30 protein-coding genes are annotated in these 26,165 nt (G+C 59.9%); 18 read left to right on the top strand and 12 right to left on the bottom strand.

Going from position 1 to position 26,165, the window contains the following annotated elements:
- The 5 genes from BMX17_RS14800 to BMX17_RS14780 form a co-directional block, all read left to right on the top strand.
- The coding region (locus BMX17_RS14800) for a transposase (RefSeq protein WP_244515016.1) at window positions 1-1,512 on the top strand (1,512 nt) is incomplete at its 5' end.
- 339 nt (window positions 1,513-1,851) lie between these two features.
- A complete protein-coding gene (gene nikR / locus BMX17_RS14795) occupies window positions 1,852-2,271 on the top strand; it encodes a nickel-responsive transcriptional regulator NikR (protein ID WP_092661423.1) in 420 nt (139 codons plus the stop codon).
- A 217-nt stretch (window positions 2,272-2,488) separates the two neighbouring features.
- Window positions 2,489-3,523 carry an ABC transporter substrate-binding protein gene (locus BMX17_RS14790; RefSeq protein WP_092661421.1) on the top strand — a complete coding sequence of 345 codons (1,035 nt, stop codon included), beginning with the start codon at window positions 2,489-2,491 and terminating at the stop codon, window positions 3,521-3,523.
- Window positions 3,520-4,368 carry an ABC transporter permease gene (locus BMX17_RS14785; protein WP_092661419.1) on the top strand — a complete coding sequence of 283 codons (849 nt, stop codon included), beginning with the start codon at window positions 3,520-3,522 and terminating at the stop codon, window positions 4,366-4,368. Before BMX17_RS14790 ends, BMX17_RS14785 begins: the two co-directional genes overlap by 4 nt.
- Window positions 4,359-5,150: an ABC transporter ATP-binding protein gene (locus BMX17_RS14780; protein ID WP_092661417.1), complete on the top strand. Its 792-nt coding sequence runs from the start codon at window positions 4,359-4,361 to the stop codon at window positions 5,148-5,150. The genes BMX17_RS14785 and BMX17_RS14780 overlap by 10 nt, the downstream gene beginning before the upstream one ends.
- 81 nt (window positions 5,151-5,231) lie before the next feature.
- On the opposite strand, the gene tsaA is transcribed toward BMX17_RS14780, so the two are convergent.
- From tsaA to BMX17_RS26180, 3 genes are all read right to left on the bottom strand, one after another.
- Complete coding sequence (tsaA, locus tag BMX17_RS14775; RefSeq protein ID WP_092661414.1) at window positions 5,232-5,723, bottom strand: tRNA (N6-threonylcarbamoyladenosine(37)-N6)-methyltransferase TrmO; 492 nt, start codon at window positions 5,721-5,723, stop codon at window positions 5,232-5,234.
- Window positions 5,724-5,827: 104 nt separating this feature from the next.
- Window positions 5,828-6,208: a cupin domain-containing protein gene (locus tag BMX17_RS14770; RefSeq protein ID WP_092661412.1), complete on the bottom strand. Its 381-nt coding sequence runs from the start codon at window positions 6,206-6,208 to the stop codon at window positions 5,828-5,830.
- 116 nt (window positions 6,209-6,324) lie between these two features.
- Window positions 6,325-6,477, bottom strand: a complete 153-nt coding sequence (locus tag BMX17_RS26180) for a C2H2-type zinc finger protein (protein ID WP_170845425.1) — start codon at window positions 6,475-6,477, stop codon at window positions 6,325-6,327.
- A gap of 214 nt (window positions 6,478-6,691) precedes the next feature.
- On the opposite strand from BMX17_RS26180, the gene BMX17_RS14765 reads away from it, so the two are divergent.
- Window positions 6,692-7,117 carry a CopG family ribbon-helix-helix protein gene (locus tag BMX17_RS14765; protein ID WP_092661410.1) on the top strand — a complete coding sequence of 142 codons (426 nt, stop codon included), beginning with the start codon at window positions 6,692-6,694 and terminating at the stop codon, window positions 7,115-7,117.
- 6 nt (window positions 7,118-7,123) lie between these two features.
- Here BMX17_RS14765 and BMX17_RS27310 read toward each other — a convergent pair whose 3' ends face one another.
- Complete coding sequence (locus BMX17_RS27310; RefSeq protein WP_280141397.1) at window positions 7,124-7,258, bottom strand: hypothetical protein; 135 nt, start codon at window positions 7,256-7,258, stop codon at window positions 7,124-7,126.
- 120 nt (window positions 7,259-7,378) lie between these two features.
- On the opposite strand from BMX17_RS27310, the gene BMX17_RS14760 reads away from it, so the two are divergent.
- From BMX17_RS14760 to BMX17_RS14705, 12 genes are all read left to right on the top strand, one after another.
- Window positions 7,379-7,768: a CopG family ribbon-helix-helix protein gene (locus BMX17_RS14760; protein ID WP_092661408.1), complete on the top strand. Its 390-nt coding sequence runs from the start codon at window positions 7,379-7,381 to the stop codon at window positions 7,766-7,768.
- 81 nt (window positions 7,769-7,849) lie between these two features.
- Entirely contained in the window at window positions 7,850-9,070 is a 1,221-nt protein-coding gene (locus BMX17_RS14755; protein WP_092661406.1) for a GTP-binding protein, read from the top strand.
- Between the two features lie 2 nt (window positions 9,071-9,072).
- Window positions 9,073-10,389 carry a CobW family GTP-binding protein gene (locus tag BMX17_RS14750; protein ID WP_092661404.1) on the top strand — a complete coding sequence of 439 codons (1,317 nt, stop codon included), beginning with the start codon at window positions 9,073-9,075 and terminating at the stop codon, window positions 10,387-10,389.
- The gene (locus tag BMX17_RS14745; protein WP_092661402.1) at window positions 10,386-10,958 is read left to right on the top strand and encodes a MogA/MoaB family molybdenum cofactor biosynthesis protein; all 573 of its coding nucleotides are present in this window, start codon (window positions 10,386-10,388) and stop codon (window positions 10,956-10,958) included. Before BMX17_RS14750 ends, BMX17_RS14745 begins: the two co-directional genes overlap by 4 nt.
- A complete protein-coding gene (locus BMX17_RS14740) occupies window positions 10,959-11,348 on the top strand; it encodes an iron-sulfur cluster assembly scaffold protein (protein WP_092661400.1) in 390 nt (129 codons plus the stop codon).
- A 3-nt stretch (window positions 11,349-11,351) separates the two neighbouring features.
- Entirely contained in the window at window positions 11,352-12,044 is a 693-nt protein-coding gene (locus tag BMX17_RS14735) for a cobalt-factor II C(20)-methyltransferase (protein WP_092661398.1), read from the top strand.
- Window positions 12,045-12,268: 224 nt separating this feature from the next.
- Complete coding sequence (locus tag BMX17_RS14730) at window positions 12,269-12,499, top strand: hypothetical protein (protein ID WP_092661395.1); 231 nt, start codon at window positions 12,269-12,271, stop codon at window positions 12,497-12,499.
- A 302-nt stretch (window positions 12,500-12,801) separates the two neighbouring features.
- Window positions 12,802-14,301, top strand: a complete 1,500-nt coding sequence (locus BMX17_RS14725) for a metal ABC transporter substrate-binding protein (RefSeq protein ID WP_092661393.1) — start codon at window positions 12,802-12,804, stop codon at window positions 14,299-14,301.
- Window positions 14,298-14,519 carry a DUF7511 domain-containing protein gene (locus BMX17_RS14720; RefSeq protein ID WP_092661391.1) on the top strand — a complete coding sequence of 74 codons (222 nt, stop codon included), beginning with the start codon at window positions 14,298-14,300 and terminating at the stop codon, window positions 14,517-14,519. Before BMX17_RS14725 ends, BMX17_RS14720 begins: the two co-directional genes overlap by 4 nt.
- A complete protein-coding gene (locus BMX17_RS14715) occupies window positions 14,516-15,283 on the top strand; it encodes a metal ABC transporter ATP-binding protein (RefSeq protein WP_092661389.1) in 768 nt (255 codons plus the stop codon). Before BMX17_RS14720 ends, BMX17_RS14715 begins: the two co-directional genes overlap by 4 nt.
- 1 nt (window position 15,284) lies before the next feature.
- Entirely contained in the window at window positions 15,285-16,328 is a 1,044-nt protein-coding gene (locus BMX17_RS14710) for a metal ABC transporter permease (protein ID WP_092661387.1), read from the top strand.
- Complete coding sequence (locus tag BMX17_RS14705) at window positions 16,312-17,589, top strand: FAD/NAD(P)-binding protein (protein ID WP_092661433.1); 1,278 nt, start codon at window positions 16,312-16,314, stop codon at window positions 17,587-17,589. Before BMX17_RS14710 ends, BMX17_RS14705 begins: the two co-directional genes overlap by 17 nt.
- A 77-nt stretch (window positions 17,590-17,666) precedes the next feature.
- Here BMX17_RS14705 and BMX17_RS14700 read toward each other — a convergent pair whose 3' ends face one another.
- The 8 genes from BMX17_RS14700 to BMX17_RS14665 form a co-directional block, all read right to left on the bottom strand.
- Entirely contained in the window at window positions 17,667-18,368 is a 702-nt protein-coding gene (locus BMX17_RS14700) for an NAD(P)/FAD-dependent oxidoreductase (RefSeq protein ID WP_092661385.1), read from the bottom strand.
- A complete protein-coding gene (locus BMX17_RS14695) occupies window positions 18,361-19,443 on the bottom strand; it encodes an oligopeptide/dipeptide ABC transporter ATP-binding protein (RefSeq protein WP_092661383.1) in 1,083 nt (360 codons plus the stop codon). Before BMX17_RS14695 ends, BMX17_RS14700 begins: the two co-directional genes overlap by 8 nt.
- Window positions 19,440-20,522, bottom strand: a complete 1,083-nt coding sequence (locus BMX17_RS14690; protein WP_092661381.1) for an ABC transporter ATP-binding protein — start codon at window positions 20,520-20,522, stop codon at window positions 19,440-19,442. The genes BMX17_RS14695 and BMX17_RS14690 overlap by 4 nt, the downstream gene beginning before the upstream one ends.
- On the bottom strand, window positions 20,519-21,346 hold the full coding sequence (gene nikC, locus BMX17_RS14685) for a nickel transporter permease (protein WP_394327910.1): 828 nt from the start codon (window positions 21,344-21,346) through the stop codon (window positions 20,519-20,521). The genes BMX17_RS14690 and nikC overlap by 4 nt, the downstream gene beginning before the upstream one ends.
- A 62-nt stretch (window positions 21,347-21,408) precedes the next feature.
- A complete protein-coding gene (gene nikB / locus BMX17_RS14680) occupies window positions 21,409-22,359 on the bottom strand; it encodes a nickel ABC transporter permease (protein WP_092661377.1) in 951 nt (316 codons plus the stop codon).
- Complete coding sequence (locus tag BMX17_RS14675) at window positions 22,356-23,891, bottom strand: ABC transporter substrate-binding protein (RefSeq protein ID WP_092661375.1); 1,536 nt, start codon at window positions 23,889-23,891, stop codon at window positions 22,356-22,358. The genes nikB and BMX17_RS14675 overlap by 4 nt, the downstream gene beginning before the upstream one ends.
- Window positions 23,888-24,697, bottom strand: coding sequence for a creatininase family protein (locus BMX17_RS14670; RefSeq protein ID WP_092661373.1), 810 nt, complete (start codon window positions 24,695-24,697; stop codon window positions 23,888-23,890). The genes BMX17_RS14675 and BMX17_RS14670 overlap by 4 nt, the downstream gene beginning before the upstream one ends.
- A 1-nt stretch (window position 24,698) precedes the next feature.
- Window positions 24,699-26,114, bottom strand: coding sequence for an ABC transporter substrate-binding protein (locus BMX17_RS14665; protein WP_092661371.1), 1,416 nt, complete (start codon window positions 26,112-26,114; stop codon window positions 24,699-24,701).
- Window positions 26,115-26,165 lie beyond the last annotated feature (51 nt).

The raw sequence follows: 26,165 nt of genomic DNA, 5'->3' as shown, positions 1-26,165 counted from the left end.
GATCACGAGGCCGTTGAACCATTCGTCCACGCAGTGCCGCTCGCATACGTTCAGTTCGATGCCCACGACCGATACGCAGGCTCGACGAGCTACGAGATGGCAACGCTGTTTCGCTTATTCCTGCTGAAAGAATGCCATGGCTGGGACCACGAAACTGCCCTCGTCGAATACCTCACCAAACACCCAGATCTCTGGGATCAATTTGACCTGGAGTCGGTGCCCGATCAGTCCACGCTGTGGCGCAGCTGGCACCATCGGTTCACTACTGAACTCCAGGATACCGTCGAGACCGCAGCGCGAACCATTCTCATCAAAGCACAGAACGCGGGCGTCTCAGTCCCACGCAAACCAGAGCGTCAGAGTCGCAGATACGATACTGAGGATACGGAATCGGACCCATCTGACCAGACCGTATTAGAGCAGGCTGAGACAGTCACTGAGCAGGTGAGTCGCGTTGGGTTCCCAGCATTCTCACTGGACCGTGGCGAGGGCTGTGAGATCCACGAGAATGCCTACTGGGATCTCCAGACATATCTCGGGCTTCGAGAGAACCTTGCCGTCAACGAAGGCGCTCGGAGCTTCATCCATGAGTCTAATCGGGAGCGGACACCACTCGGCCACGCCCATCGCGGGCACGTCCGTGATCTATCAGTCACACAGATACGCGAGATGTACCGCCAAGCTGTGAGTCGCCTCTTGGATCGAGTCGCAGACACGGAGGAGTTCTTTCGGGCCGGCATTGTCGCGATAGACATCACCGAGGACGATCCTTTCACTGGAAACCGAACTGGGCACGAAGACGAGATTATCGGGACGAAAGAGAAGACCAATGAGTACGCCTACCAGTGGGCGACCGTCCAGTTGGTCGGGAACGCTGTGCCCATTGTCTTAGATGCGCGCCCAGTCCAGAAAGGAGATACGCGTAAGGAAATCGTCGAAGACCTCCTGGACTCGGCAGAGGCGGCTGTTCATGTCGATAACGTGCTGATGGATCGGGAGTTCGACAGCCAGCACATCTTGGAGATGCTCAGCCAACGCGGGCTGTCTTACGTCGTCCCGAAGCGGATGCAGACCAGCGAGAAAGCGCAGGCGAAACGGCTCTTCAAAAAAGGAAAGGACCGCTACGAGACTGATCGAAAACTGCATCTCGGCGACAACGAGTGGCACTCGACGACGCTCATCTACCGACGGAAAGAGAACTCCGAACACACCGATCATCGACAGTATTCGGTGTTCATGACGAATCGGAATAGCGGGCTTCTTACCGAGTACGGGTACAGATGGGAAATTGAGAGCGGCTACAAATCGATCAAGCGGTTTATGGGTGCGACGACCTCAAAGAATTTCGGGCTACGGTTCTTCTACTTCGCATTCGCCTGCCTGTTGTACTCGATCTGGCGAGCTGTCGATCTGCTCGTGCAGGTTGAGTTGACTGGTGAGTACGAACATTCACCGATCGTAACAGCCGACAATACGCTGACGCTGCTAAAGAAGGAGACCGGAATCGGATAAGGAGATACTCTGTCCGGGGCAATACGGATTCCTGAGTGGCAACGCTGTCGGGGATCTTGGAAATTCACCGGTCTAGTTGGTAGTACGACACGAGAAGACTACCGAGAGTAGATCCGAAGCAGCTTCACCTCGGAAATTCGCTCGAAAACACGCATCACAGCCCCACTATACCCGCTGTAGTCTCAACAAGCACAACCTCGGAGGATGGAAATTGATGCGTGCCTTCTGTCCTTTTTCCAACGACAGATACCAATCATGAACAGCCTCACTAACAAACTGCCGACGAGTTACGCCACGAAAGTATGAATCTATATTAACTCCCTGCTCCAGTGTTAATACATGGGAGTCGTAAGCATCTCAATGCCGGACGAACTGGAAGAACGGATCGACGAGTTCGGTGATGACCACGGGTACACCGGCCGCAGTGAAATCGTCCGCGAAGCCGTTCGGAACCTCCTCAACGAGTTCGAAGATAAACGACTCGAAGACCGGGACCTGATGGCGATCGTCACTGTCCTGTTCGACTACGAAACGACGAGCGTTGAAGAGAAAATGATGCATCTGCGTCACGATCACGAAAACCTCGTCGTGTCGAACTTCCACAGCCACGTCGGGAACCACTACTGTATGGAGTTGTTCGTCCTCGAAGGCCAACTCGAAGAGATCTCCACCTTCGTGGGGAAGATTCGGGCCACGAAGGATACCATCTCGGTCGACTACAGCGTTCACCCCGTCGACGACATCAGCCTCATCTCCTGAAGTCTTTCGTCGGTCGCTGCTCCTCTCCGCCGACCTAGTGCCGACGGCCACTGCTCAGTGACTTTTCAACTGTTCGGCCCAGCACAGACTCTTTAGGCACACTGTGATCTACCACTGTCCCTTCTCAAATTCGGCTATCTGCTACCGCCACCCGGATATTAAAAATAAGTCTGCTATTAACAACTCTTATTAGAAACGAGTTAGCTGTTGGTATTATATGGGAGAGAAGACACGGCGCGATGTCATTCGAGGCGGAACGGTACTCGCAACGGCCGGACTCACAGCTACGGCGGGCTGTCTTGGCGGCGGTACCAGCGGCCATCTCGACCGACTCACCGTCGCCTACGTTCCGATCTATCCGAATATGCATCACTACGTGATGGACAAAGAGGGGTTCTACGACGACATTCCAGTACCTGTCGAGACCGAGCGCTTCTCAAGTGGCCCAAGCGTCGTGAAAGCGTTCGCCAGTGACGAAATAGATGTTGCTCTGTTCGGAATCACGCCCTCGATGGTTCTCGTTGATAAGGGAAAACCAGCGAGTGTGCTGGCAGCGAACTCTCGTGAAGGGTTCAAGATGATGGGGACCGCCGCGTTCGCCGATCTGTATGCTGAGCACGGTCGAGATGCATTCGAGCGGTTCGAGTCCCAGAACGGCAGAAAGGTCCGGTTCGGTGCCCCACCAGACGGGAGCGTCCCGGACGTCGTCCTGCGATACTGGATCGAACAGGACCTCGGACTCGGGGACCTGGAGTCAGTCGTCTCCAAGTCGAAGGTGCCACCGGCCAACGCGCCACAGACGATGCAGGCAGGCGATATCGATGCGACGATCATTCAAGAGCCGTTCGCAACTGTTATCGGCAACGACGCGGACTTTCGGGAGGTCGCGTGGTCCGGTGCGGTTCTCGATGGTCACCCGGTGACTGTGCTGTTCGCCCAGAAGCGCGTCGTCGACGATACGGACGTGGCCGAGGGACTCGTCTCGGCACACGCCGACGCGACGAACTTCATCCGCGACGACCCGGAAGCGGCCGCCAGAGACGCCAGTGCAGTCATCGGGTCCGGTGTGAGTAACGACCTCGCGGTGCGAGCGATGGACTCTACCGCATCGAACTTCCTCTCGGACCCGCACGCGATAACCAGTCAGACCGAGACCATGGCACAGTACGTCGCCGACGTCGGGAACACGGACTCTGACGTCGACAACGAGCAGCTGTTCCATTTCGGAGCGTACGATGCAATCGCACGATGAGTCTCGGAACAGCGACCGACGGCGACGACGAGACGAGCGCGCTCGACCTGTTCGATGATAGCAGCCCGCTTCGACTCGGCCGAGGTGCGGTTGGTCTCATCGCCTTTCTGGTCGTCTGGTGGGCCGGTGCCCAGGTAACGACGCCGTCGTATCTCCTTCCCGGGCCAATCGCCTCGGCAACTGCTTTCGTCGACCTGTTCACCGAGTCGACACCCGTCGCCGTCCCGCTCGTCGGGAACGTGGCGATTCCAGTCGGCCTGTTCAAACTCGGGCAGAGCCTTCTGCATTACATTCCGGGACTCTTACTCGGGGCGACGGGCGGTATCGCCCTCGGTGTGACGATGGGCTGGTCGGGACAGATCGACGATTATCTCACGCCGGTCGTTCGCATCCTCCGACCGATTCCCCCGCTGGCGTGGGTCGTCTTCGCCATCCTCTGGTTCGGGATCCACCACACAGGCGCTGCGTTCATCGTATTTGTCGGCGCGTTCTGGATCAACTTCTACGGTGCCTACAGCGGTGTCGAAGGCGTCTCGACGGACTACACGGAGGTCGCGTCTAGCCTCGGCGTCGAGACTGACTGGCAGATGATTCGCCTCGTGATGCTGCCGGCTGCCGCTCCGAGCGTGCTTACTGCCTTCCGGACGAGCATCGGTCGGTGCTGGATGATCGTCGTCGGGGCGGAGCTGTTCGGGGCACCGGGCGTCGGCTACGAGATCATTAACGCCTCGAACAACCTCGCAGTGGACACCAGCGTCGCATATATGCTCGTCATCAGCCTCGTTTACGTCGGAATGGATGTGAGCTTCCGCACCTTCGAACGGAGGGTTCTGGCATGGCGCTGACTGACTCACCCGCGGAGTCGGGTGATATTGCAGACAGTGAGTCGAAAATCGTCGTCGACAGTCTCTCCAAGCGATACGAGGTCCGCGGGGAATCCGTCACCGCGCTCGACGACGTGAGCTTCGAGGTCGCAGACGGGGAGTTCCTCTGTATCGTCGGCCCGTCTGGCTGTGGCAAGACGACGCTATTCCGGACCATCGCGGGCCTTGAATCACCGAGCGAGGGCAGTGTATATGTCGACGACGAGCGGGTGACCGAGCCCGGTATCGACCGTGGGATGGTGTTCCAGAACTATGCGCTGTTCCCGTGGCGCACCGTTCGTGGGAACATCCGGTTCGGGCTCGACCGCCCGACCTGTGAGTGTCCGGATTGCGAGCAACGCGTCCAGGAGTTGGTCGACCTTGTCGGGTTGTCTGGCTTCGAGGATGCCTATCCGAAAGAACTCTCGGGCGGGATGAAACAGCGGGTCGGCATCGCTCGCGCGCTCGCGGTCGATCCCGACGTGTTACTGATGGACGAACCCTTCGGGAGCCTCGATCCGAACACCCGCGACACGCTCCACGGGGAACTACTGGACATCTGGCGTGCGACGAACAAAACCATCCTGTTCGTGACCCACGAAGTCGAGGAAGCTGTCACGCTCGCGGATCGCATCCTCGTGATGGCTGCCGATCCCGGGCGAGTCGACGATGTCGTCGACGTCTCGCTGGATCGGCCCCGTCAGCGAACGGACATCGAGTTCGTCGAGTACGTCTCGGACATCCGGGAGCGTCTCGGTCAGTGAGGCCGACGTGATGCGGTAAGAATCAACTGACGACCTCCCAATCGACACTGTTTGTATCCGGTCGTACCGGAACTAGGCTAATTAACGGAACCTTCCATCGGCTCGTTTTGATCGAACAGTTGATATCGATGCGTCGAGCCAACCCGTATCCGCACTTTCTGGAACGTCGAATTCGGGAACGAATGGCTTGATATCCAGCAACGGGGTTCCATCGACGACGTCGATTCCGTCCACGACTACTTTTTGACCCGCGATGGTATCGATCTCGACGATTGAAATCCCGATTCGGTTCGGCCGTTGTGGGGCCCGTGTAGCGAACACGCCTCTTTTTTTCTCATCGAGGAACGGTACGACGTGTAGTGAGGATCGATTGGGTGACTCATGGAAATGGTAGAGCAGGATACAATGAGTGAACCCGTTCAGGTCCTTCAACCCGTCTTCGTATGCCTCCTCAACTTCGACGATTCCCTCTGTGGCATCGTTTCCGACCGGCTGGATTGGCATCCCTTCGGGTGACTCGAAGGGCGTCCGGATTACACCAATCGCCTCGTAGTCGAAACGGTCACTCGTCATATATCACGATTGGTCTCCGGATGACAAACCTGTATCGTGACGGAACTGGGCCGATCCAGGATCCTCGGTTTGCAGTCGCCACGGTAATACTGGATCCATAGATTTCACCCCTGAAATCCGCTCATTCGCCACGAAGGGCTACCATTTGCACCGTCGTCGCTGTCGCTCGGCGCACTCACCAGGACGAACGCGCTCTCCTCGTCGCCGTTCCGGATCTGTCGCGTCGCCGCTGGGGGAATCCAGACCGCGTCACCGCTCTCCACGGGAACGTCCTCGTCGTCGACACGAACTGTCGCCGACCCAGTGATCAACACGTACACCTCCTCGTGTTCGTCTTCGGTGTGATCGTGTGGCTGTGAACTCCATCCCGGCTCACAGCGAGCAATTGTGATACCAACCTGTCGGCACTCCAGTGGCTCTCGCAGGAAGTGCATCGCATCCGAGACTTTGTCCACATCTTCATAGTTGGTCTTCGTGTAGCTCATCTATTCCCTGATTCGTGAACTGTGTATTAATAACTTCATCAATATTAGTAAGGAGTAGTATCTGATGTTGGGTGTGTATTATCTCCTCGAAAAGATCGTCGCTACCCGCGGGCGACTCAGTGCGACTCGTGGATGTGTTCGCGGAGCTGATCAGTCTCGTCGAACTCCTCGTTACATTCCGCACAGGTGTCGTGGTGAAGTGCCACGTGCTGGGTGACACCAGCTGCACTCTGGAACTCTGCGTCGCAGGTGGAACACGCGTATGCCATTGCGTTATTATCTTAGTGATAATGCCATAAAAGGAGTTGTTATAATTCGCCCGCTCTTCTTATTCTGAATTACTAAATCATCCGTGCAGAGTAACAACCACGTGCGGCAACAAGGTAAGTTCCCACAGTAGAGATCGTATTCCGGCGGAGGCGTACTATCAATACTGAATTGTGTAATAACAGATTTTATTATATTGGCGTCCTCTTTTATGATATGGGAATTGTCAGCGTCTCCATGCCGGAGGATCTTCTCGAAGAAATCGACGACATTGTCGAGACCCACGATTACTCTGGGCGGAGCGAACTCTTTCGAGAAGCTGGACGAAAACTGGTCCAGGAGTTCCGGGAACCCTCACTCGAAGACCGAGACCTTGTGGCGATCGTAAGCGCGCTGTTTCCGTACGACAGCCCGGCTGTGGAGACGAAAATGACCGAGCTTCGGCACACACACGCAAGTGCCGTCCGGTCGAATTCACACAGTTGCATCTGCGACGATCAGGGATGTGTCGAGACGTTCATCATCGAGGGAGAACTGGCGACTGTCTCGGAGTTCGTCCGCGATGTCGAAGCGACCAACGAAGATGTGCAGGTCGAATACTCACTGTTTCCCGTCGATTCGATTCAACGACCAACGTTGTGAGGCGTGCTACGCTGCAATTCCCAGCGTCTCGAGTTCGTCATCCGAGTACGCATCTCGGAGTTCCTGTTCCGAGTGGTCCTCGACCAGTTCCCGTCGCTCTTCATCGGTCAGTTCCGTCACCGCACCAAAGCAGTGGCACATTGCACCACATCCTACGATTTCTGGGTGCATAAGGGCTGTTAGCACGGTTATCGAGGTTATGTAACACTCTTCGAGAACTATGAACAAATATTATACTGGGCTTCATAATTAGCAACAGCGATGCGTACCAGCTTCAATATCCCGGAGGAACTGCTCGACGACTTCGATGCGACGTGGCAGCGTGAAGGGTACGACTCACGCTCGCGAGCGGTCCGAGAGGCGATGACGGAGTATATCGAGTCACACACCGCCCTCGAATCGGTCGACGGCACAGTCGTCGCCGTCCTCGCGTTCGATTATGAACACGAGCGAATCATTGAGGACATCCATGGCGTGCAACACGAGTACGACGATATCATCGCGTCGACCAGTCACGTACACGAGGGAGACTGGTGTCTCGAAACGGTGTTTTGCCAGGGGGATGCTGCCCAGATACGGAGCCTCCTGTACGATCTCCGTGATTTCGATGCGGTCGGTCGCGTCAACATCTCGCTTGTAAGACGCACCTGACCCAGCACTCAGAATTATTAATACTCTATCTTAGTTTCGTAATAACTAATATTCAAGTGTGTAGATTTCATATCTGTGGCTATGAGTACCGATAACTCCGATCCGATTCCAGTGACGGTTTTGAGCGGGAGCCTCGGGGCGGGCAAGACGACGACGCTCAACCACGTCCTGAACAGCGACCACGAACTCGACGCGGCAGTCCTCGTCAACGATATGGGAGAGGTGAACGTTGACGCCGACCTCGTCGAACAGGAATCCGATCTCACCCAGGAAGAGAAAGAAGTCATCGAGATGTCGAACGGGTGTATCTGCTGTCGACTACGCGGTGACATGCTCGACGAGGTCGGTCGGCTCGCTGAAACCCGTGAGTTCGATTACCTGCTCGTCGAATCATCGGGAATCAGCGAACCGATTCCGGTCGCACAGACGTTCGCACAGGGCTTCGAGGACGCCTCGTTCGACCCGACGGGCGTGTACGAACTCGATACGATGGTGAGCGTCGTCGACGCTCACAGCTTCTGGCAGGGCTTCGAGTCGGGTCAAGTACTGACCGACGACGATCTGGAACCGGACGACAACCGCGTTCCGGAGGAGGTCCTCATGGATCAGATCGAGTTCTGTGACGTGCTGCTATTGAACAAGTGCGATCTGGTGCCTGACGACGAACTGGACGAGATCGAGGCCGTCATCGAGACGCTCCAACCGCAGGCAGAGATCATCCGAACCGAGCACGGGGAAGTCGCACCCGAACAGATCCTCGGGACTGGACGCTTCGACTTCGAGCAGGTGAGCCAATCCGCGGGGTGGAAACAGGAACTCCAGCACGGCCATCATCACGACGCCGCTGCCGAGGAACACGGTGTGAGTTCGTTCGTCTACGAGCGCCGGCGGCCGTTCCACCCCGAGCGAATCGCCCGGACGCTTGCAGAGCTCCCGGATAGCGTGATTCGTGCCAAAGGCTTTTTTTGGTCGGCCGGTCGCGAAGACGTGTCGATGGGACTGGACAAGGCCGGCCAGTCCGTGCGCGCCGGGCCGAAAGGGCAGTGGATCGCGACGCTCCCCGAGCCCCAACAGCAGCGGTACTTCGCTGCGCGTCCCCAGATCAAAGAGGAGTGGGACGACCAGTGGGGTGACCGGGGCATCGAACTCGTCTTCATCGGCCGTGACGTCGACGAGGAGCAACTGGTTGAGCGTCTCGACGAGTGTCTGCTGTCCGACGCCGAGATGGACGAGGACTGGAGCAACTACGTCGACCCGTTCGCACCTGACCTCCAGGAGGAACTGGCCCTCGCAGACCAGTAGCCATGTCGGCCTCCGATATTCCAGTCTCGATCCTCTCCGGCGGGCTCGGTGCCGGGAAGACGACGACGCTGAACCATCTGCTCGAAAACGCGCCCGAAGAACGGGAAATCGCGGTGCTCGTCAACGACATGGGCGAGGTGAACGTGGATGCTGCCCTCGTCGAGCGGCAGGTCACGCTCGACGACGACGAGACCACCGTAACAGAGCTCTCGAACGGGTGCATTTGCTGTGGGCTCGCCAATGAGTTCGGCCAGACGATCGTCGAGTTGGCCAAGACAGTCGAGTTCGACGCGCTCGTTGTCGAACCCTCTGGAATGAGCGACCCCGCAGAAGTCGCACAGACAGTGCGGAGCAATCGCCAGGCAGCGTTTCACTACAACCTCGACACCATCGTCACCGTCGTCGATGCCGCGCTGTTCCACGACGTGTTCATCGCCGGTGCGGAAGTCAACGAGGTGACCGAGGACGCGAAACCTCTCTCGGATCTCCTGGCCGAACAGGTCGAATTCTGTGATCTGGTCCTGCTCAACAAGACGGATCTCGTCACGGACGAGGAGTTAGCTGAGGTCGAGTCCCTGATCCGAGCCTTGCAGCCACAGGCAGACATCGAGACAGCCGAACGCGGACGGGTCGACCCGTGTGTCCTCCTCGACGTGGGACGATTCGACCTCGACCGGGTGAGTGGCGGCGCTGGCTGGAAACAGGCACACAAGTATCACCAGGAAGCGACGGACGACGAGGACGGGGAGGGTCACGATTCAGACGATCACGACCACGAGGACAGTCACGACAACGAAGGACACAGCCACGAGGGACACGACCACGATGATCACCTCCACCCGCCCGAAGAGTTCGGGCTGACCTCGTGTAACTACCGTCGGCCGCGACCGTTCCACCCCGAGCGGCTTGTCGACTGGCTCGCAGACGTTCCTGCCGACGTGGTCCGCGCGAAGGGACTCATGTGGGTCGCCGGCAGAGAGCGACACGCGCTCAATTGTAACCTCGCCGGCACACAGGTTCAAGTGGACGTCAACGGCCAGTGGGCCGCGACCATGCCTGAATTTCAACGGAAGGCGTACCGAGAAGCCAGACCCGACCTCGACTGGGACGAAGAGTGGGGTGACCGCGAGATCGACCTCGTGTTCATCGGCCACGACCTCGACGAAACCGCGATCCAGAACTCGCTCGACGATTGTCTGCTGACCGATGCCGAGATGGACGAGGACTGGGAGCGCTACGAGAACCCGTTCCCTGGCCGTGCCGAGGAAGAACTCGTCTTCGATGCCGATGTCGACAAATGGGGTGTGGCGACCGTATGAGTCTTCAGAACAGGACGCTGCCGGCGCAAGACGACCGGCGAGGTACCGACGCAGATGACCACGACATCGTCGACCCGCTCGGCGTGGGCGTCGTGACAGTCTCTTCCTCGCGAGACCCGACGGTCAGCAAGAGACCGACGGATCCAAGCGGTGACTGTCTCGCGGACGTGTTTCAGCGAGCAGACCACATCGTGACGGCCCGCACGCTGATTCCCGACGAGTATGCGGCGGTGCAGGCGACACTCGGCGAGTTCGTCGGTCGCGACGAGGTGGATGTCGTCGTGACGACCGGTGGCACCGGCGTGACCATCGACGACGTGACACCCACTGCCGCGGCCGACCTGTTCGACAGAGAGCTGGGCGGCTTCGCGGAAGCGTTTCATCGACTGTCGTGGGACGAGGTCGGAACCCGTGCCATCGCCACGCGGGCGACCGCTGGCATCGTCCAGAACGTGCCCGTGTTCGTTCTCCCGGGAAGCGTCAACGCGGTTCGGCTGGCGTCACGCGACATCATCGTCCCGGAAGCACCGCATCTCGCCGGACTCGCAACCCGACACGAGGTAGCGTAGATGCAGGGTTCGAAAATGTATCAGGAGGTAATCCTGGATCACTACCGCAATCCTCGAAGGTGGGGGCGCCTCTCGCCAGCTACCGTCTCTCACACTGGCGAGAACGCTTCCTGTGGCGACGAACTCACGTTCGACCTCAGACTCACGGAGGACGGTGAAACGATCGAAGAGGTCACGTTTACTGGAGAGGGCTGTGCGATCAGCATCGCGAGCGCGAGCCTGCTTGCCGAAGAGCTCCCGGGAATGACGCTCTCGGAGGTTCGTGACCTCGACCGTGAGGACGCCCTCGATCTCTTGGGAATCGAGCTGACGCCGATGCGCGTCCCGTGTGCTGTACTCGCGGAGAAAGTGGTTCAGGACGGCGTCGAGAGCTACGATGAGGGCACGTAACCGATGACGCTGTACGGTATCGGCCTCGGTCCCGGTGCAGCGGACCTGCTCACCGTTCGGGGCAAGCGCGTGCTCGAAGATGTCGCGGTCGTGTACACGCCCGGACGACTCTCCCGGCGAGTCGCTCGGGAGTACGTCGCAGAATCCAAACTCGGTGATCTGGACTTCCCTATGACGCGCGATCCCGAGGAACTCCGGCGTGCATGGCGAGAGGCGGCTGACGCTGTCGCGCCGACTGCGCTCGACGCCGATGCGGCGTTCGTGACGCTCGGTGACCCCTGTATCTACTCGACGTTTGGGCACCTTCGCCGGACGCTGGAACGCAAGCATTCGGATGTCGATGTCGAAGTCGTTCCGGGCGTCAGTTCGGTGACGGCGTTCGCCTCGGTCTTCGGCGTCGATATCGAGGCCGGCGAGGAACTCTGTCTGCGTGAGGCTGCTGACGGCGCTGCGCCGACTGGTCCCGAACGCATGATCCTGTTCAAAGTCACCGACGTGCCGACGACCCACGAGAAACTCACCGCCGCGGGCTACGACGTGACGTTCGGACGGCGACTGTTCATGGACGATGAGGACCCACTCATCACTGACGATCCGGACGAACTCGGCGAACGAGATTACTACACGCTTGCGTACGCGGTTCGATCCGACGCAGACCAGACAGCCGACGACTCACCGTTTTCCGAATTGGCCTAACCGGCGTATCGAGTCGCTTGTTTTCGGCCTTGCAGCGAGTGTTATCGAGTATTTCTCGAAGTAGCCCTTGCCAAAGATGGCGAAAATGAGGTATTTATTCAGTGCATTGAATATTGTTCGTTGGGATCAAAGCGTATTCCACGGACTAAATTGTTTTGACGAAAACAGGACTCTGGGAAGAAAAACATATTTTTATTATTCGGTAAATCGTATTCCTATATGCGATGGTAGTAGAAACAGCAGAACTCCAATCGGAACTCGAAGCGAAAGGTGAACTGATGATCGCAGTCTCGGAATTCGATGAACCATTGGAGATGCACCTCCACGATACGGCGATTGAGGACGGTGTCATTACAATCCAGTTGACTGACGGTGTCCTCACGTTCGATGTTGATGAGGTAGTGGCTTTCTGGCATCATACACATTCGCTCGCAGATTTCGGACTGGAAGACTAAGCTCAGCGGGGGGAGAAGAGTAGTCCACCAAGTTCCGTCACAGAGCCACAACGACCGGGATATCTCTATTCATATTTCGGAGACGGTGACTAGCGAATAGCTGGAAGAACCGAACTGAGTGTACTGACGCCATCCTCTGCACCTAGTACAATGGTGAGTGCCAATAGCAGCTGATTTTTAGCTGTTTCACTGGTGCAGGCGAGACTCTCTGATCGATCTCACCATGTAGTAAAAATATTGTTATTAAGATTGCTTCTAAAAATCATAGCTCTTATTACCTAGTCGACTATCGGTAATAATTGATGGCAGAACATACACGCCGACGATTCGTTACTGGTGGAATCGGAGCAGTCGCTGCAAGTGCCCTCGCTGGCTGTCTGGGGGGCGGCAACGAATCCAGCGGGACGACTGCCCAGGCGTCGTTTTTCGTCTTCGGTGATTTCGCCTCGAAGGTCGCAGGCGACACAGCGACTGGCGAGACGCTCGTTCCGGTGGGCCAGCACGGCCACGGCTGGGAACCGGGGCCGAAAGTGCAACAGACCGTCCTGAAATCGGACCTGTTCGTTCACGGGATGGAGGGCTTCCAGCCGTGGGCCGACGACATCGTCGAGACGATCAAATCCGACGACGCCGACGTCGCCCTCGTGAACGCCAGTGCCGGTGTCGACCTTCGCGAGGCCGGGCACGCTCACGAAGAAGAGCACGGCCACGAAGGCGAAGACGAACACAGTGACGAGAGCGGACACGGCGGCTCGCCCCCGTGGGAGTGGGCTGGCCTGTATCACCTGGACGCCGGAACGTACACCTACGAGTTCGAGCAGGGGCCGGATCCACGGATGCACCTTGCCGTCCTCGCGACCGATGAGGGTGGCGACCACGGCATCCACCACGTCGAAGAAACTGCACACTCGCTGTACGAGAGCGGTCACGACGCACACACGCCGGTCGAAGCTGAAGGGACACTCACGCCGTCCTCGGAGTCGCTCTACACGCTCCAGTTCGCCGAGAGCGGGACGACGAACTACCGTCTCCAGATCGAGTCAGACGGACACTACGTGCTGTTCGCCCAGCACGTTCCCTCGGAGTTCAGCGCGACGCTGTCAAACGAGAGTGGCACGTCGGTCTCGCCAGAAGTGACTGAAATAGCTGGTGGACACGAGCACGAGGGCGACCACGGCCACGAAGGCGAAGGCGGCCACGAAACCGAAGGAGAACACGAGAGTGAGGGCGACCACGACGGCGAACACGGCCACGACCACTCGGGCGGGATGGATCCGCACTTCTGGATCGACCCGGTTCGGGCGAAGACGGCCGTCGACAACATTCAGCAGGGCTTTGCGAACGTCGATAGCGGGAACTCGTCCACGTACGAGAGCAACGCCAGCGCGTACAAGCAGGAACTCGACGACCTACACAGTTCGATGCAGAGCAGTCTCGACGGGGCCTCGAAGGACGTCGTCTTCGTCGCAGGGCACAACGCCTTCGGCTATCTCGGCGCTCGCTACGGGTTCGAGGCCAAGACGCTGACGAGCGTCTCGCCGGACGACGAGCCGACGCTGGAGGACATCGAGCAGGCACAGCAACTCATCGACGAGCACGATCTCCAGTACGTCTGTGCGGACCCGCTGGAAAGTCAGACGGCTGCCAACCAACTCGTCGCAGAAACGGACGCCCAAGAGGTACTCCCGCTGACCCCGATTCCAGGACAGACCCAGGAGTGGGCTGACGAAGGCTGGGGGTACGTCGAGGTCATGGAGAACGTCAACCTCCCCACCCTGGAGCAGGCACTCGACGCACGATGACGAGTGAGTGCGAGTCGCATCGACGTGAGACTGACCCGGACTGGGTCGTCAGTCGTGACTGTGACCAGCCACCGCAACTGGCGTCGGCTGTCGTCGATTCCAAAGACGGGCCACCCCGGAGAACGATCTATCCGTCGGACGTGGACGAGATTTCGTTGCTGGCGCAGTGGCTGACGGCCGACGTGACGGATTTCGCCGACCTCGGGGAGTGGCGATGAACGGTACAACGGTCGAGACGGTTTCGGAGGCAGTCGTGACCGTCGAGAACGCGTCCTTTGCCTTCGCCGACCGTCCCGTGGTCGACGACGTCTCTCTCGAAATCGAGCCGGGCGCGTTTCTCGGCCTCGTCGGCCCGAACGGGTCGGGAAAGACGACGCTGGTCGAACTCATGCTCGGACTGCGCCGTCCAGACAGCGGAGCGGTTCGGCTGTTCGGCGAGCCGGCACACGCGTTCGACGACGGCGAACGGGTCGCCTACGTTGCCCAGCACGCGACGAAAGCGGCCGGTCGTATGCCAGTCACTGTCCGCGAAGCTGTCACGATGGGTCGGTACCCCCACCGGCTCGTCGGTCGCTTCTCGGAGACGGACCGACGAGCGATCGACAACGCGCTCGAACGCGTTGATCTAACCGAACTGATAGATCGCCGAGTGAGCCGGCTGTCCGGTGGGCAGCGACAGCGGGTGTTCATCGCTCGCGCGCTGGCTGCAGAGGCGGACCTGCTCGTCCTCGACGAGCCGACGGTCGGCGTCGACGCCGAGTCACGTGAAGCCTTCTACGACCTCCTGCACGACCTGAACGCGACTGGGATCACCATCATCCTCATCGAGCACGACATCGGTGTCGTCACCAACCACGCGACTGAGATCGTCTGCATCAATCGGGAGCTGTACTTCGATGGCGACCCCGAGACGTTCGTCGAGACGAACGCCCTGGCCGACGCCTATGGGGCCGAACAGGCCGTGCTGGAACACGATCACTGATATGTTCGGAACTACCGCTCCGCTGACGCTGTTCGCGTTCGCCCCGTTCGACTGGTTCCTCGATGATCTCTACGGTGCGTTCATGGAAGTGCTTGCGAGAGTGCTCGGGATGCCGGCACTCGAGTTCGCCTTCATGCAGCGTGCCTATCTGGCCGCAATCTGTATCGGGATCATCGGTCCGCTCGTCGGCACGTTCCTCGTCCACCGAGAGATGTCGATGATCGCGGACACACTCGCGCACACGGCCTTCGCCGGCGTTGCCGTGGGGCTGTTCGTCAACAACGCCCTCTCGCTGTCGCTCGCACCGATTCACAGCGCGCTCGTCGTTGCCGTCGGCACGGCGTTGCTCGTGGAACTGCTCGTCCAGTACGGCGACGTCTCGACGGACACCTCGCTAGCGATGGTGCTGACCGGCGGCTTCGCGCTGGGGAGCGTGCTCATCACGGCGACCGACGGTGGCATTGCAGTCGGTATCGACGCGTACCTCTTCGGCTCGCTCGCAACGGTCTCCAAAGCCAGCGTCGGTCTCCTGGTCTTCATGACCGGACTCGTGTCGGCCGCGGTTGCGGTCGCCTACCGACCGCTGCTGTACGTCACCTTCGACGCCACAGCAGCACGGGCAGCGGGTATCAGCGTCACCTGGTACAACCGATTGATGGTCGTCCTGACCGCGCTCGTCGTCGTCAGCGCGATGCAGGTCATGGGTGTCATCCTCGTCGCCGCACTGCTCGTCATTCCAGTCGCGACTGCCGACGGGTCGCGCAGTTTCAAGCGCTCCCTTCTCGCGGGCGTCCTCGTGGCCGAAATCACCGTCGTCACGGGCGTGACGCTCTCCTATCAGTACGGACTCGCAGCGGGCGGCACTATCGTCCTCACCGGAATCGGGCTCTACGTGCTGTCTCTGGTGTATCGGCGGCTCGGAGTTCCGACGCGAATGCAGCACAGAACCGGCCGGTGGCGTCTCAACAAGCTGTCCGACCGGACTCACGGCGACGCCACTGGCGAACCGAAAGCCGATGGAGGGTCCGATGACGAACGACGGTGAGACCCACCGCGACACTGCTGTCGTCATTGTCGGCTGTGGCATCCACGGGACGACCCTCGCCGTCCGCCTGCTCGCCGAGACTGACCTGACGACGGACGACATCCGCATCGTCGACGAACACGGGGAACCGCTCGCAGCCTTCGAGGCGAAGGCTCGACGGTGCGGGATGGAAACACTACGTTCGACGTTCGTCCAGCACGTCTCACCGGAACCGTTCAGTCTCGAGTCGTTCGCCGAGGGGCGCGACCGAGAACACGAACTCGTCCCGACCAGGAACTACCCGCCACGACCGACGCTGTCACTGTTCCTCGACCACGCACAGTTTGTCGTGGATCAGCACAATCTCACGGAGTCGGTCGTCGAAGCGCGGATGACGAACGTGACTCGACGGGATGACGGCGTCACGGTCGAGACGACGGGCGGTTCCTTCGACGCTGGGTCTTTGGTCTTGGCTATCGGGATGGGGGGCGAGTATACCTGGCCGACGTGGGCCGACCCAATCTCGGACAACGAACGAATCCAGCACGTCTGGAACGAGTCGTTCTCACCCACAGAAACTACGGCATCCGGAGAGTCACTCGTCGTCGGTGGTGGGATTACAGCAGGGCAGGTCGTGGCTACGCTCGCCGAGCGGGGCGGTTCCGTAACGCTCTGTCATCGAACGCCGATCGAGACAGCCGAATCGGAAGCAAATCCGTGCTGGATCAACTGGCGACACGTCGAACGTGAGCTGCACTGTTATCCACCCGGCTCTGAACGACGCTACCGAACCGTACAGCAGGCACGGAACGACGGCACGATACCGCCGTATCTGTTCGACGAGATCAAGGATCTCGAACGGCATACCCACCTCGACTGCCGACATGGCACTATCGAAACGGTCGCACCGGTCACTGACGGACTGCTCGTGCGGTTCGGCGATGGGACCAGTCGAACTGTCGCACGCATCCTCCTCGCGACCGGATTCGAGTCGCCGTTCGACTCACCGATGGCTGCCCGTATCGCCTCTTGGCTTGATCTCGAACGTGGCTATTGCAACGTGCCGGTCCTCAACGACGAGACGCTGGCCTGGCAACGTCGGGAGGGAGAAGGTTCCCAGGTCTACGTGACCGGTGCCCTCGCTGAGGGAACAGTCGGTCCGCTCGCGCGCAACGTCGTCGGCGCGAAGCGCGCTGGCGAGCGGATCGCCACCACATTCGATGGCGGGAAAGGGGATGAGTACGGTCGATCGACGCCCGGACGGTCGCTCGCAGACGACTGATCAACGACGAGCGGTGAGCGATCCTCCTGCGAAACCCTGACGGAAAGATCGATGACGGCGGCATCGGTCTCGGACCGCTACTCCGATCGATCAGTTTCGAAAAAGGACGACATGAAGTCGGTCGCACGCTCGATACGGTTTCGCCGTTCGTCGTGGTCAATCTCCTTGACACCCACCGGGACCTCGCGGTCGTAGGACTCGTAGTAGCCCTCTAGAGCGATCCAGTCGTTGTAGAACTCCGTGTCCAGTTCTTCGATGATTTCGAGTGCGACACGGGCACCGTCCCCTGCGTTGACGATTGCCTGATGATGGGTGTCTGTGAGCCGACCAGCGGCGTATACATCGTCGACGTTCGTCTCCCCGCGTTCGTCGGTCTGGACCACGGAAACGGAACCAGACGACTCCGTTTCGGTTCGTACCCCTAATTCGTTGAGATATGTGCTGTCCGACCACGAGGCAGCGAGAATTCGCTCAGCCAAGATTGAGCGCTCGCCGAGGTGGAGAACGATTCCATTACCGTCGGTCTCCGCAGATTTGACTGTGCCGTTGACGAGACTACAGCCCGCCTCTCGGGCGTGTGTCTCGACTAGTTCGAGCAACGCTCGCGGTTCAATACCGAGCGGAAAGCCCAGGTAATTCTCGACGAAGGCGGATTTTCGAAGCGTCGATCGGTCGTTCGTGACGACGACGGTGTCGAGTCCGGCCCGGCTACAGAACACACCAGCCGAACAGCCTGCAGGACCGCCGCCGACGATTGCGATGTCGTAACTCTCAGTCATGAATTCGTGATGATCGAGTACTGCGGTTCGGTTGGTACGATCGGTCCTCCTCGCACTCGCCCGTGGCTTCCGGAGCGTGAAAGCACCGGACTCGCGTGCCCTCGACTGTCTCGAACTCGGGATGCCTCTCGGCACACTCTGTCGTCGCCGCGGGACAGCGGGGGTGGAACGGACACCCGGTCGGTCTGTCCGTCGGATCGGGTGGATCGCCGTCGAGCGGTGTCGGGGGTGCCACCCCCGGATCCGGACTCGGAATCGCCTGAAGTAACGCTTCGGTGTATGGATGATTCGGATCCCCGAACAGTCCGTCTGCTGGCCCGACTTCGACGACTTCGCCGGCGTACATGACAGCGATCCTATCTGCGAGATACTGTACAACAGCCAGGTCGTGAGAGATAAATAGATATCCGATACCGAACCTCTGCTGCAGGTCGGCGAGCAGGTCGAGGATCGTCGCCTGTGTCGCCACGTCCAGCCCCGATACCGGTTCGTCAAGGACGATCACGTCAGGGTTGTGTGCCAGAGCTCGGGCCAACGCGACGCGCTGGATTTGCCCACCCGATAACTCGCGAGGGTACCGGTCGGCGATCTCCGGGCCGAGATCGACGCTGCACAACAATTGCTCGATGTCTCCGAGACCGCGTTCGTTTTCCGAACCCATGTCGGCGTCATGTCTGGCCTCGGAGAGCGACCGGCCGACCGGCCACCGCGGATCGAAACTTTCTCCGGCGTGTTGAAAGACGACACCGATTCGTCGACACTGCCCGGCGGAGCGATCCGATACCCCGCCGACGCGAGTGCCGTCGAGACGGACCTGTCCGCGATCCGGCGTGAGCTGGCCGGTGACGAGCTTCGCGAGCGTCGATTTCCCGCAGCCGCTCTCACCGACGAGGCCGACGGTCTCACATGGGTGAACAACCAGCGATACGTCACAGACCGCTTTTGCTGACGAGTCGCTGCCAGAGAGCCGTTCCAGAACCGAATTGCGTACCGAGAACGACTTGGAGACCCCACGTAACTCGACCACGGGGGTGTCCGAGGGGGGTTCGAACGCGTCCCGATCAGGTTCTATCATTCTGTCGTTCCCCCGTCTGGCGTCGGTGACACTCGCTGTGGAGACGACTCTCGAGTGGCGGGTAGTGGCGCCTCGAGGCAGCTCAGTCGGTGTTCGGAACTGCGTTCGGTGGTCGGGATGGGACCCTCGCGACACGCCGCGGTCGCGTGACGGCATCGATCTGCAAACGGACACCCCTCGTGGCCGTCGACGGGATCCGCCGGCCGGCCCTGCGCCGAGTGAATCCGCTCACCAGAGTCTGTGTTCCGGACAGAACAAGCGAGCAGCGATCGGGTGTATGGGTGGGCCGGATCGGTCAACACCCGCTCGACCGGGCCAGCCTCCATCACCTGACCGCCATACAGGACGATCACGCGATCACACGTTTGCGCGATGACACCGATATCGTGGGTGATGAGGAGTATCCCAACGTCTCGCTCGTCTCGCAGGGAGCGCAGCCGTCGCAGAATGTCGGCCTGTGTCGTCGTGTCGAGTGCAGTAGTGGGCTCATCGGCGATCAGCAAGGAGGGTTCACTCGCCAGAGCAACCGCGAGGACTGCACGCTGACGGAGCCCACCCGAAAACTCGTGTGGGAATGCCGTCGAGCGCGACTTGGGACTCGGGATGTCCATTTGGCCCAGTAATTCGACGGCACGCTCTCGCGCGTCCGCCCAGGCTGACCGGTCCCGGAACGGCGGCACGCCGAGGAAATCGAGGAGACGCTGGCGGTCGTTCGTCTCGTGGATCCGCACCGCCTCGGCGATCTGCTCACCGACCGGGAACACCGGATTCAGTGTCTCGGTCGGATCCTGGAAGACCATCGAGATCTCGTTGCCGCGAAGTCGTCGCAGCGTGGATTCTTCGGCAGTGGTCAGTTCGATACCTTCGAATTCGATCGTCCCGCCGGCGATCCGTCCTGGGTCTTCTAGTCTGCAGATAGATCGGGCGGTGACGGACTTGCCGCTGCCGCTCTCGCCGAGGACGCCGACGATCTCGCCACGGTCGACGGTAAACGATGTGCCGTCGACCGCGTGAACGGTTCCGCGATCGGTGTCGAAGCGAGTATGGAGGTCTTCGACGCGAAGCAGTGGTTTGCTCATAGTTGTTCCATCTGTGCCGACTGTGTCGGTGAGAGTGTGTCTCGGAGACTATCTCCGAGCAGGTTGAACCCGAAGACGGTGAACATGATACAGACGCCCGGGGCGTTGACGAGCCACCACGCCTGGCGCAGGTAAGTGCGGCCCGACGCGAGCATCGTTCCCCACTCGGGCGTCGGTGGCTGTGCGCCGAGGCCCAGAAACGACAGGCCCGCAGTCCCGAGAATGACGCCACCAATATCGAGAGTCGCGAGGACGACAACCGGTGCGACGACGTTCGGTATCAGGTGCCGGGCGGTAACGTGGGTCCGGGTGTGCCCGAGCAGCCTGGCGACCGTCACGAACTCCCGTTCTCGGACCGAGAGGACGCTACTCCGTACGAGCCTGGCGTAAGAGGCCCAGCCCACGACGGACAGTGCAAGCATCACGTTCACCAGACTCGGCCCGAGTATGCCGGCGATGACGAGCGCGAGGACGATTCCGGGGAACGCCAGCAGCGTGTCGACGAGCCGCATCAAGGCCTCGTCGATCCACCCCCCGGCGTAGCCAGCGACGAGACCCACCGCCGTGCCGACGACGAGTCGGACACTGGTCACCGCGAGGGCGATTCCCAGCGACAGTCTGGCACCGTGAAGGAGTCGAGTGAGCACGTCGCGACCGAGCTGATCGGTCCCGAGCGGATGCGTCAGCGACGGAGCTTCGAGCCGGCTACTTAAGTCCTGAGTGGCCGGATCGTATGGCGACACGATCGGTCCGAACACCGCGAGGACGAGCAATATAAGTATAATTCCGAGACCGACCTGCGCGAGGCGATCCGCCGGAATCACCTCGGTCCACTCATCGCGCTGGTCACTCTCTTGCCGTACTCCCGTATCGGCTGCAGGTCCACTCACGTTGGTTCACCCTCGAGTTCGATCCGCGGATCGAGCCGACTGTAGGTCAGATCGACCACGAAGTTTGTTACAACGAAGACGACGCCGATGAGTAGCGTCACGCCCTGTACGACCGGATAGTCGCGTGCGAAGATCGCATCGACCAGAAGCGTTCCAAGTCCTGGTCGCTGGAACACGACTTCGACGACGACCGCGCCGTTGAGGACGTAACTCAACTGCAACCCGACGATCGTGACGACAGGCACGAGCGCGTTCCGGAGCGCATGCTTGTAGACCACGATCCGCTCTCGCAACCCCTTCGACCGGGCGGTGCGGATATACGCGTCGTCGAGTACGTCCAGCATCGCCGTCCGAACCAGGCGCGCGATCACCGCGGCCATCCCAGATCCGAGCGTCAGTGCAGGGAGAACCAGATATTCGGGGCCCTCCGCACCGGCGACCGGGAACAGGTCGAGCCAGAGCGAGCAGACGATAATGAGCAGGTACCCGAGCCAGAAGTTCGGCATGGAGATGCCGACGAGCGCGCCGAGTTGTGCGGCGTAGTCGGTCCGACTTCCCGGCTCCACCGCGCTTGCTATCCCAGCCGGAATAGCGATGACAATCGCGACAAGCATTGACGCCACGGCCAGTGCGATCGTGTTCGGAAGTCGCTGGGCGATCATCGCACTGACCGCCTGGTCGCTGTAGTACGACTGTCCGAGATCGCCACGGAGTACATCACCCATCCAGCGGGCGTACTGCACCGGGAACGGATCGTCGAGACCGTTGGCGACACGGAACTGTTCGACCGCCGCTTGAGAGGGGCTTTGTCCTCCCATCTGCTGGGTGAGAATCGTTCGCGCCGGATCGCCGGGCGTGACGAAGATCAATCCGTACGTGAGAAGTGACACGGCGAACAGGACGACCCCCATCGTCAGCAACCGCTTCGACAGGTGCCACCCATTCATTGCTGGTCCGTGACGTTCTCCAAGTGATAGCAGGACTCGATCGGATGGGGTCGATAGGCCTCGACGCCAGCACGCGTTGCGACCACGTTGGTGTAGTAGGTGAGCCAGCCAATAGGGAGGTCTCGCTGAAGGATGTGCTGTACTTCAGCGTACCGCCCGAACCGCTCGTCTCGATCGGTCGTCCGTCTGGCTTCTTCGAGGAGTCGATCGACCGTCTCGTTCTCGTAGCCGCTGAACATAGTCGCAGTCTCCGAGTGAACGAAGTCTGACAACCGGTCCGGGTCGGGATACCACAACACCGAATTCGACCAGAGAACGGCGTCGAACGATCCGTTCGTGGCTCGTTCTTTGATCGTCGACGATTCCATTACTTCGATGTCGACTTCGAACCCGACCTCGCCGAGCTGTGTCTGTATCACCTGTGCGATGGTAGGGAGCAGTGGGCGAGTGTCGTACGTCCAGATCGACACGGAGAGGGGGTCGCCATCTCGGGTGCGACCAGTACCGTTCGGTTCCCAGCCAGCCTCGGCCAGGAGATCGCGCGCCCGGCCTGGATCGTGCTCGTACGGTTCGAGGTTGTCGGCGGCCCAATCTGTCACATCCGACGGAAATGGACCGACGGCTGGCGACCCAAGCCCATTCAGCAGATTTTCGACGATCGTCTCGCGGTCGACTGCGTGCATGACCGCTCTTCGAACTCGTCTATCTGCGAACGGTGAGGAATCTAGATCGAATACGAGGTACCGCGCCCGTGGAATCTGGTACGTGTGAGCGGTGATGTCGTCGCGTAATTCGAGCGAATCGACCGTCTCGTTCGGAAGGATCCGGGCCATGTCCAGTTCGTCGTTTTCGAGTTTCAGCCGACGGGTCTGGTCGTCGGTAATTCCTTCGTAGACCAGCGTCTCGATGCTCGCGTTCTCACCGTGGTAGTCCGAATTTGCACTCGCTGTGATACTGGAACCCTGATTCCAGCTTTCGAACTGGAACGGGCCGGTCCCGATCGGTTCGCTGACAGACCTATCGTCTGCGATTGCAGTGGGGGAAACGAGACAGGTCGATCCTCGGGTGCAGTGTGCCGGTAGTGGCGAAAACGGCTCGTCCGTCTTCATCGTCAGCGTCCGATTATCAGCTGTTTCGATCGATTTGACCGGCACGGAAGCCAGCGAACTCGAGTCAAAGGCTCGCCTGAGCGATGGGAGTACTGTTTTCGCTGTCAACTCGGTTCCGTCGTGGAACGTGACGCCCTCACGGAGGTCAAATTCCCACGTCTCGTCGTCGACCATGCGCCAGTCCGTGGCTAGACCCGGAGCCACGGTCGCATCGTAATCGACGGTCAACAGCGGTTCGAGTACACTTATACGTCGCCAGAGCCACCCGTTCACGACCGGGTCTCGCGAATCCGGCGTCCATGGAGAGCCAACCGTGAACACGTCTTCTTTTCCACCGGTACCGCTGATTGCCCAGTAGCCACCGAGGCCGGTAATCCCGGCCCCGAGTCCGGACAGTTTCTGTCGTCTGGTGAGTTCGATCATCGTGTTCCTCTATCGGCAGATACATCCCCAGATTTCACGTCGGTACTACGCTGCTCGTTCTCCCGAAGCCACTCGATGAGAGCAGTGAGTTCGTCGACGGCCGTTTCGAACAGGCGCTGTCCCTTCGCCGCCGACGCACTCGTCGGATCACCGACGACACCGTTCTCGCTAAATTCGTCGGTGAGCCCCGCCACCTGTGCCCCGTGGATCCACTCGCCCCAACTCTCGGTGTCGCCTTTCTGGGGTGTGCCGACCAGTTCCGGCACGAGGTAGCGCAGGACGCTCGTCTCGGCTTCGCCGGCATGGCTCACGTCTTCGTCGACCGCGTCTGTCCATGCCCAGTACTGGGCATCGAGCGCGGTCTCTCGTCGCAATTGACGACAGACCGCTTTCAGCGCGGTCCGGTTTCCGCCGTGGCCGTTTACAGTGACAACTGTCTCGATGCCCCACGCTTCCGTCGATTCGAGGACGTGGAAGGTGTAGTCCCGAAACACGTCGGCTGGGATATCCAGCGTTCCAGGGAAGTTGCCATGATACGGTGCGATACCAGCCTGCACGGCCGGAAGAGTGAGGGCTTCCACCCGCCCCGCTGTTGCCTCCGCGATGGCCTCGGCGATGAGGACATCAGTCCCGAGCGGGCCGTGTGGCCCGTGCTGTTCGATGCTCCCGACCGGAAGCAGGCACACGTCGATATCGGACTCCGCTATGTCGGTCCACGACTGCTGTCGGACCTTCACGGCGTCCCACGCTCTGTGCCTCTCACTCGGATCGACGGACCACTCCTCCGGGAGATCATTCCCCGCCATGTCACTCACTCTGTGTGAGGCCGGACCAGCCGACCATGTTGTCGACTGGGTGCCAGTCGATCCCGGTGATATCAGCCTGTCGGCCGAAGACGTACTCGTTGTAGTACAGGGGAATGACTGCACCGGTCTCGACGACCCGTTGTTGGACCTCTCCGTAGTAGTCGCGCTTTTCGGCCATCGTCTCGGCCCGGTACCCCTGCTCGATCAACCGGTCGACTTCGCCGCCAGGATTGTAGACGCCAGTTCCGTTTTGCTCGTAGAGTTTCCGATTGTCACTCCCTTCGGAGTGGAACATCGCCCGGATGAGGTAATCACTGGCCGCACTGTTCGAGCCGAACCCGACGAGTGTTAGGTTCGCCTCGCCAGACGTGAACGTGTCGTAGAACGACGCCGGACCGACCTGTCGGATCTCGCTCGCGACGTTGATTTCATCGAACCAACCTGAGAGGATCTGTGCGATAGTCCTGTCGTCGGTATTTTGACTGTTGATCAGGATGGAGAGTGTTTCGCCGCTATAGCTGGACTGTGCGACCAGTTCCCGGGCCCGTTGTCTGTCGGGTCCGTACGTTGGAAGGTCGTCGTGAGCTGCCCAGGGAATGACCGAAGAAATCGGACCGGTGGCTGGCTGGCCAATTCCGTTCAGGACGCTCTCGACGATCTGGCGCTGATCGACGGCCCAGTTGAGCGCCTGTCGAAGTCGCTCTTCGTCGGTCGGTGACGAGTAGAGGTTAACCGCGACCAGTCCTGCTTCAGGCGTGAGTTGGGTTTCGATCGCCGTTCCGGGGGCCTCACGCAGGGAGGTGGCACGGCTCTTCGGGATTTTCTGTGTGACGTCGACCGACCCTTTCTTGAGGGACAGCGCTCGTGTATTCGGGTCTTGGATCCACTCGAACGTGAGTTCGCTCGGCTTTGCCGTCTCATTCCTGTAGCCCTCGTACGGCGTGAGTGTGATCGACTGTTCTTCTTCGACATTTTCGACCCGGAAGGGACCAGTACCGGCCGGTGGTTCGGTCGCATCCGGGTGCTGGATGCCAAAGTAATTATGCGAGATTGTACCCGGAAAGGCAGGAAACGGCTCCGTCGTCTGGAACCGGACAGTGGTTTCATCCACTGCGGAAACGCCATTAGGCTCGACGCCGATCCATCCAGGAACCCACGACAACTGTTTGAAGACCCTGTCGAACGAGTGGACAACAGCGTCGGCTGTCAGCGGTTTGCCGTTGTGGAAGGTGACGTCCTCCCGAAGCGAGAAGTCCCACGTCGTCTCGTCGACGGCTTTCCAGTCGGTGGCCAGTAACGGTGCCGTCTCCATCTCATCGGTGGTCTCCACGAGTGGTTCGAAGACGTGGGTGTAATACGGAGAAACACCGTGGAACATATCCCACTTCTCCTGTGTCGGGTCCCGGGCGAGCGCCACTGTATACGACCTATCCGAATTGGCTTCCGAACCACTACAGCCCGCAACAAG

The sequence above is a fragment of the Halorientalis persicus genome, from assembly GCF_900110215.1.
Classification (GTDB): domain Archaea; phylum Halobacteriota; class Halobacteria; order Halobacteriales; family Haloarculaceae; genus Halorientalis; species Halorientalis persica.
This window is presented reverse-complemented; position numbering and strand designations above follow the sequence as displayed.

What these genes read in the sequence shown, in the direction of transcription:
- nikR (WP_092661423.1), top strand. Translation starts at nt 1,852, where the DNA reads ATGGGAGTCGTAAGCATCTCAATGCCGGACGAACTGGAAGAACGGATC.
- BMX17_RS14790 (WP_092661421.1), top strand. Translation starts at nt 2,489, where the DNA reads ATGGGAGAGAAGACACGGCGCGATGTCATTCGAGGCGGAACGGTACTC.
- BMX17_RS14785 (WP_092661419.1), top strand. Translation starts at nt 3,520, where the DNA reads ATGAGTCTCGGAACAGCGACCGACGGCGACGACGAGACGAGCGCGCTC.
- BMX17_RS14780 (WP_092661417.1), top strand. Translation starts at nt 4,359, where the DNA reads ATGGCGCTGACTGACTCACCCGCGGAGTCGGGTGATATTGCAGACAGT.
- tsaA (WP_092661414.1), bottom strand. Translation starts at nt 5,723, where the DNA reads ATGACGAGTGACCGTTTCGACTACGAGGCGATTGGTGTAATCCGGACG.
- BMX17_RS14770 (WP_092661412.1), bottom strand. Translation starts at nt 6,208, where the DNA reads ATGAGCTACACGAAGACCAACTATGAAGATGTGGACAAAGTCTCGGAT.
- BMX17_RS26180 (WP_170845425.1), bottom strand. Translation starts at nt 6,477, where the DNA reads ATGGCATACGCGTGTTCCACCTGCGACGCAGAGTTCCAGAGTGCAGCT.
- BMX17_RS14765 (WP_092661410.1), top strand. Translation starts at nt 6,692, where the DNA reads ATGGGAATTGTCAGCGTCTCCATGCCGGAGGATCTTCTCGAAGAAATC.
- BMX17_RS27310 (WP_280141397.1), bottom strand. Translation starts at nt 7,258, where the DNA reads ATGTGCCACTGCTTTGGTGCGGTGACGGAACTGACCGATGAAGAGCGA.
- BMX17_RS14760 (WP_092661408.1), top strand. Translation starts at nt 7,379, where the DNA reads ATGCGTACCAGCTTCAATATCCCGGAGGAACTGCTCGACGACTTCGAT.
- BMX17_RS14755 (WP_092661406.1), top strand. Translation starts at nt 7,850, where the DNA reads ATGAGTACCGATAACTCCGATCCGATTCCAGTGACGGTTTTGAGCGGG.
- BMX17_RS14750 (WP_092661404.1), top strand. Translation starts at nt 9,073, where the DNA reads ATGTCGGCCTCCGATATTCCAGTCTCGATCCTCTCCGGCGGGCTCGGT.
- BMX17_RS14745 (WP_092661402.1), top strand. Translation starts at nt 10,386, where the DNA reads ATGAGTCTTCAGAACAGGACGCTGCCGGCGCAAGACGACCGGCGAGGT.
- BMX17_RS14740 (WP_092661400.1), top strand. Translation starts at nt 10,959, where the DNA reads ATGCAGGGTTCGAAAATGTATCAGGAGGTAATCCTGGATCACTACCGC.
- BMX17_RS14735 (WP_092661398.1), top strand. Translation starts at nt 11,352, where the DNA reads ATGACGCTGTACGGTATCGGCCTCGGTCCCGGTGCAGCGGACCTGCTC.
- BMX17_RS14730 (WP_092661395.1), top strand. Translation starts at nt 12,269, where the DNA reads ATGGTAGTAGAAACAGCAGAACTCCAATCGGAACTCGAAGCGAAAGGT.
- BMX17_RS14725 (WP_092661393.1), top strand. Translation starts at nt 12,802, where the DNA reads ATGGCAGAACATACACGCCGACGATTCGTTACTGGTGGAATCGGAGCA.
- BMX17_RS14720 (WP_092661391.1), top strand. Translation starts at nt 14,298, where the DNA reads ATGACGAGTGAGTGCGAGTCGCATCGACGTGAGACTGACCCGGACTGG.
- BMX17_RS14715 (WP_092661389.1), top strand. Translation starts at nt 14,516, where the DNA reads ATGAACGGTACAACGGTCGAGACGGTTTCGGAGGCAGTCGTGACCGTC.
- BMX17_RS14710 (WP_092661387.1), top strand. Translation starts at nt 15,285, where the DNA reads ATGTTCGGAACTACCGCTCCGCTGACGCTGTTCGCGTTCGCCCCGTTC.
- BMX17_RS14705 (WP_092661433.1), top strand. Translation starts at nt 16,312, where the DNA reads ATGACGAACGACGGTGAGACCCACCGCGACACTGCTGTCGTCATTGTC.
- BMX17_RS14700 (WP_092661385.1), bottom strand. Translation starts at nt 18,368, where the DNA reads ATGACTGAGAGTTACGACATCGCAATCGTCGGCGGCGGTCCTGCAGGC.
- BMX17_RS14695 (WP_092661383.1), bottom strand. Translation starts at nt 19,443, where the DNA reads ATGATAGAACCTGATCGGGACGCGTTCGAACCCCCCTCGGACACCCCC.
- BMX17_RS14690 (WP_092661381.1), bottom strand. Translation starts at nt 20,522, where the DNA reads ATGAGCAAACCACTGCTTCGCGTCGAAGACCTCCATACTCGCTTCGAC.
- nikB (WP_092661377.1), bottom strand. Translation starts at nt 22,359, where the DNA reads ATGAATGGGTGGCACCTGTCGAAGCGGTTGCTGACGATGGGGGTCGTC.
- BMX17_RS14675 (WP_092661375.1), bottom strand. Translation starts at nt 23,891, where the DNA reads ATGATCGAACTCACCAGACGACAGAAACTGTCCGGACTCGGGGCCGGG.
- BMX17_RS14670 (WP_092661373.1), bottom strand. Translation starts at nt 24,697, where the DNA reads ATGGCGGGGAATGATCTCCCGGAGGAGTGGTCCGTCGATCCGAGTGAG.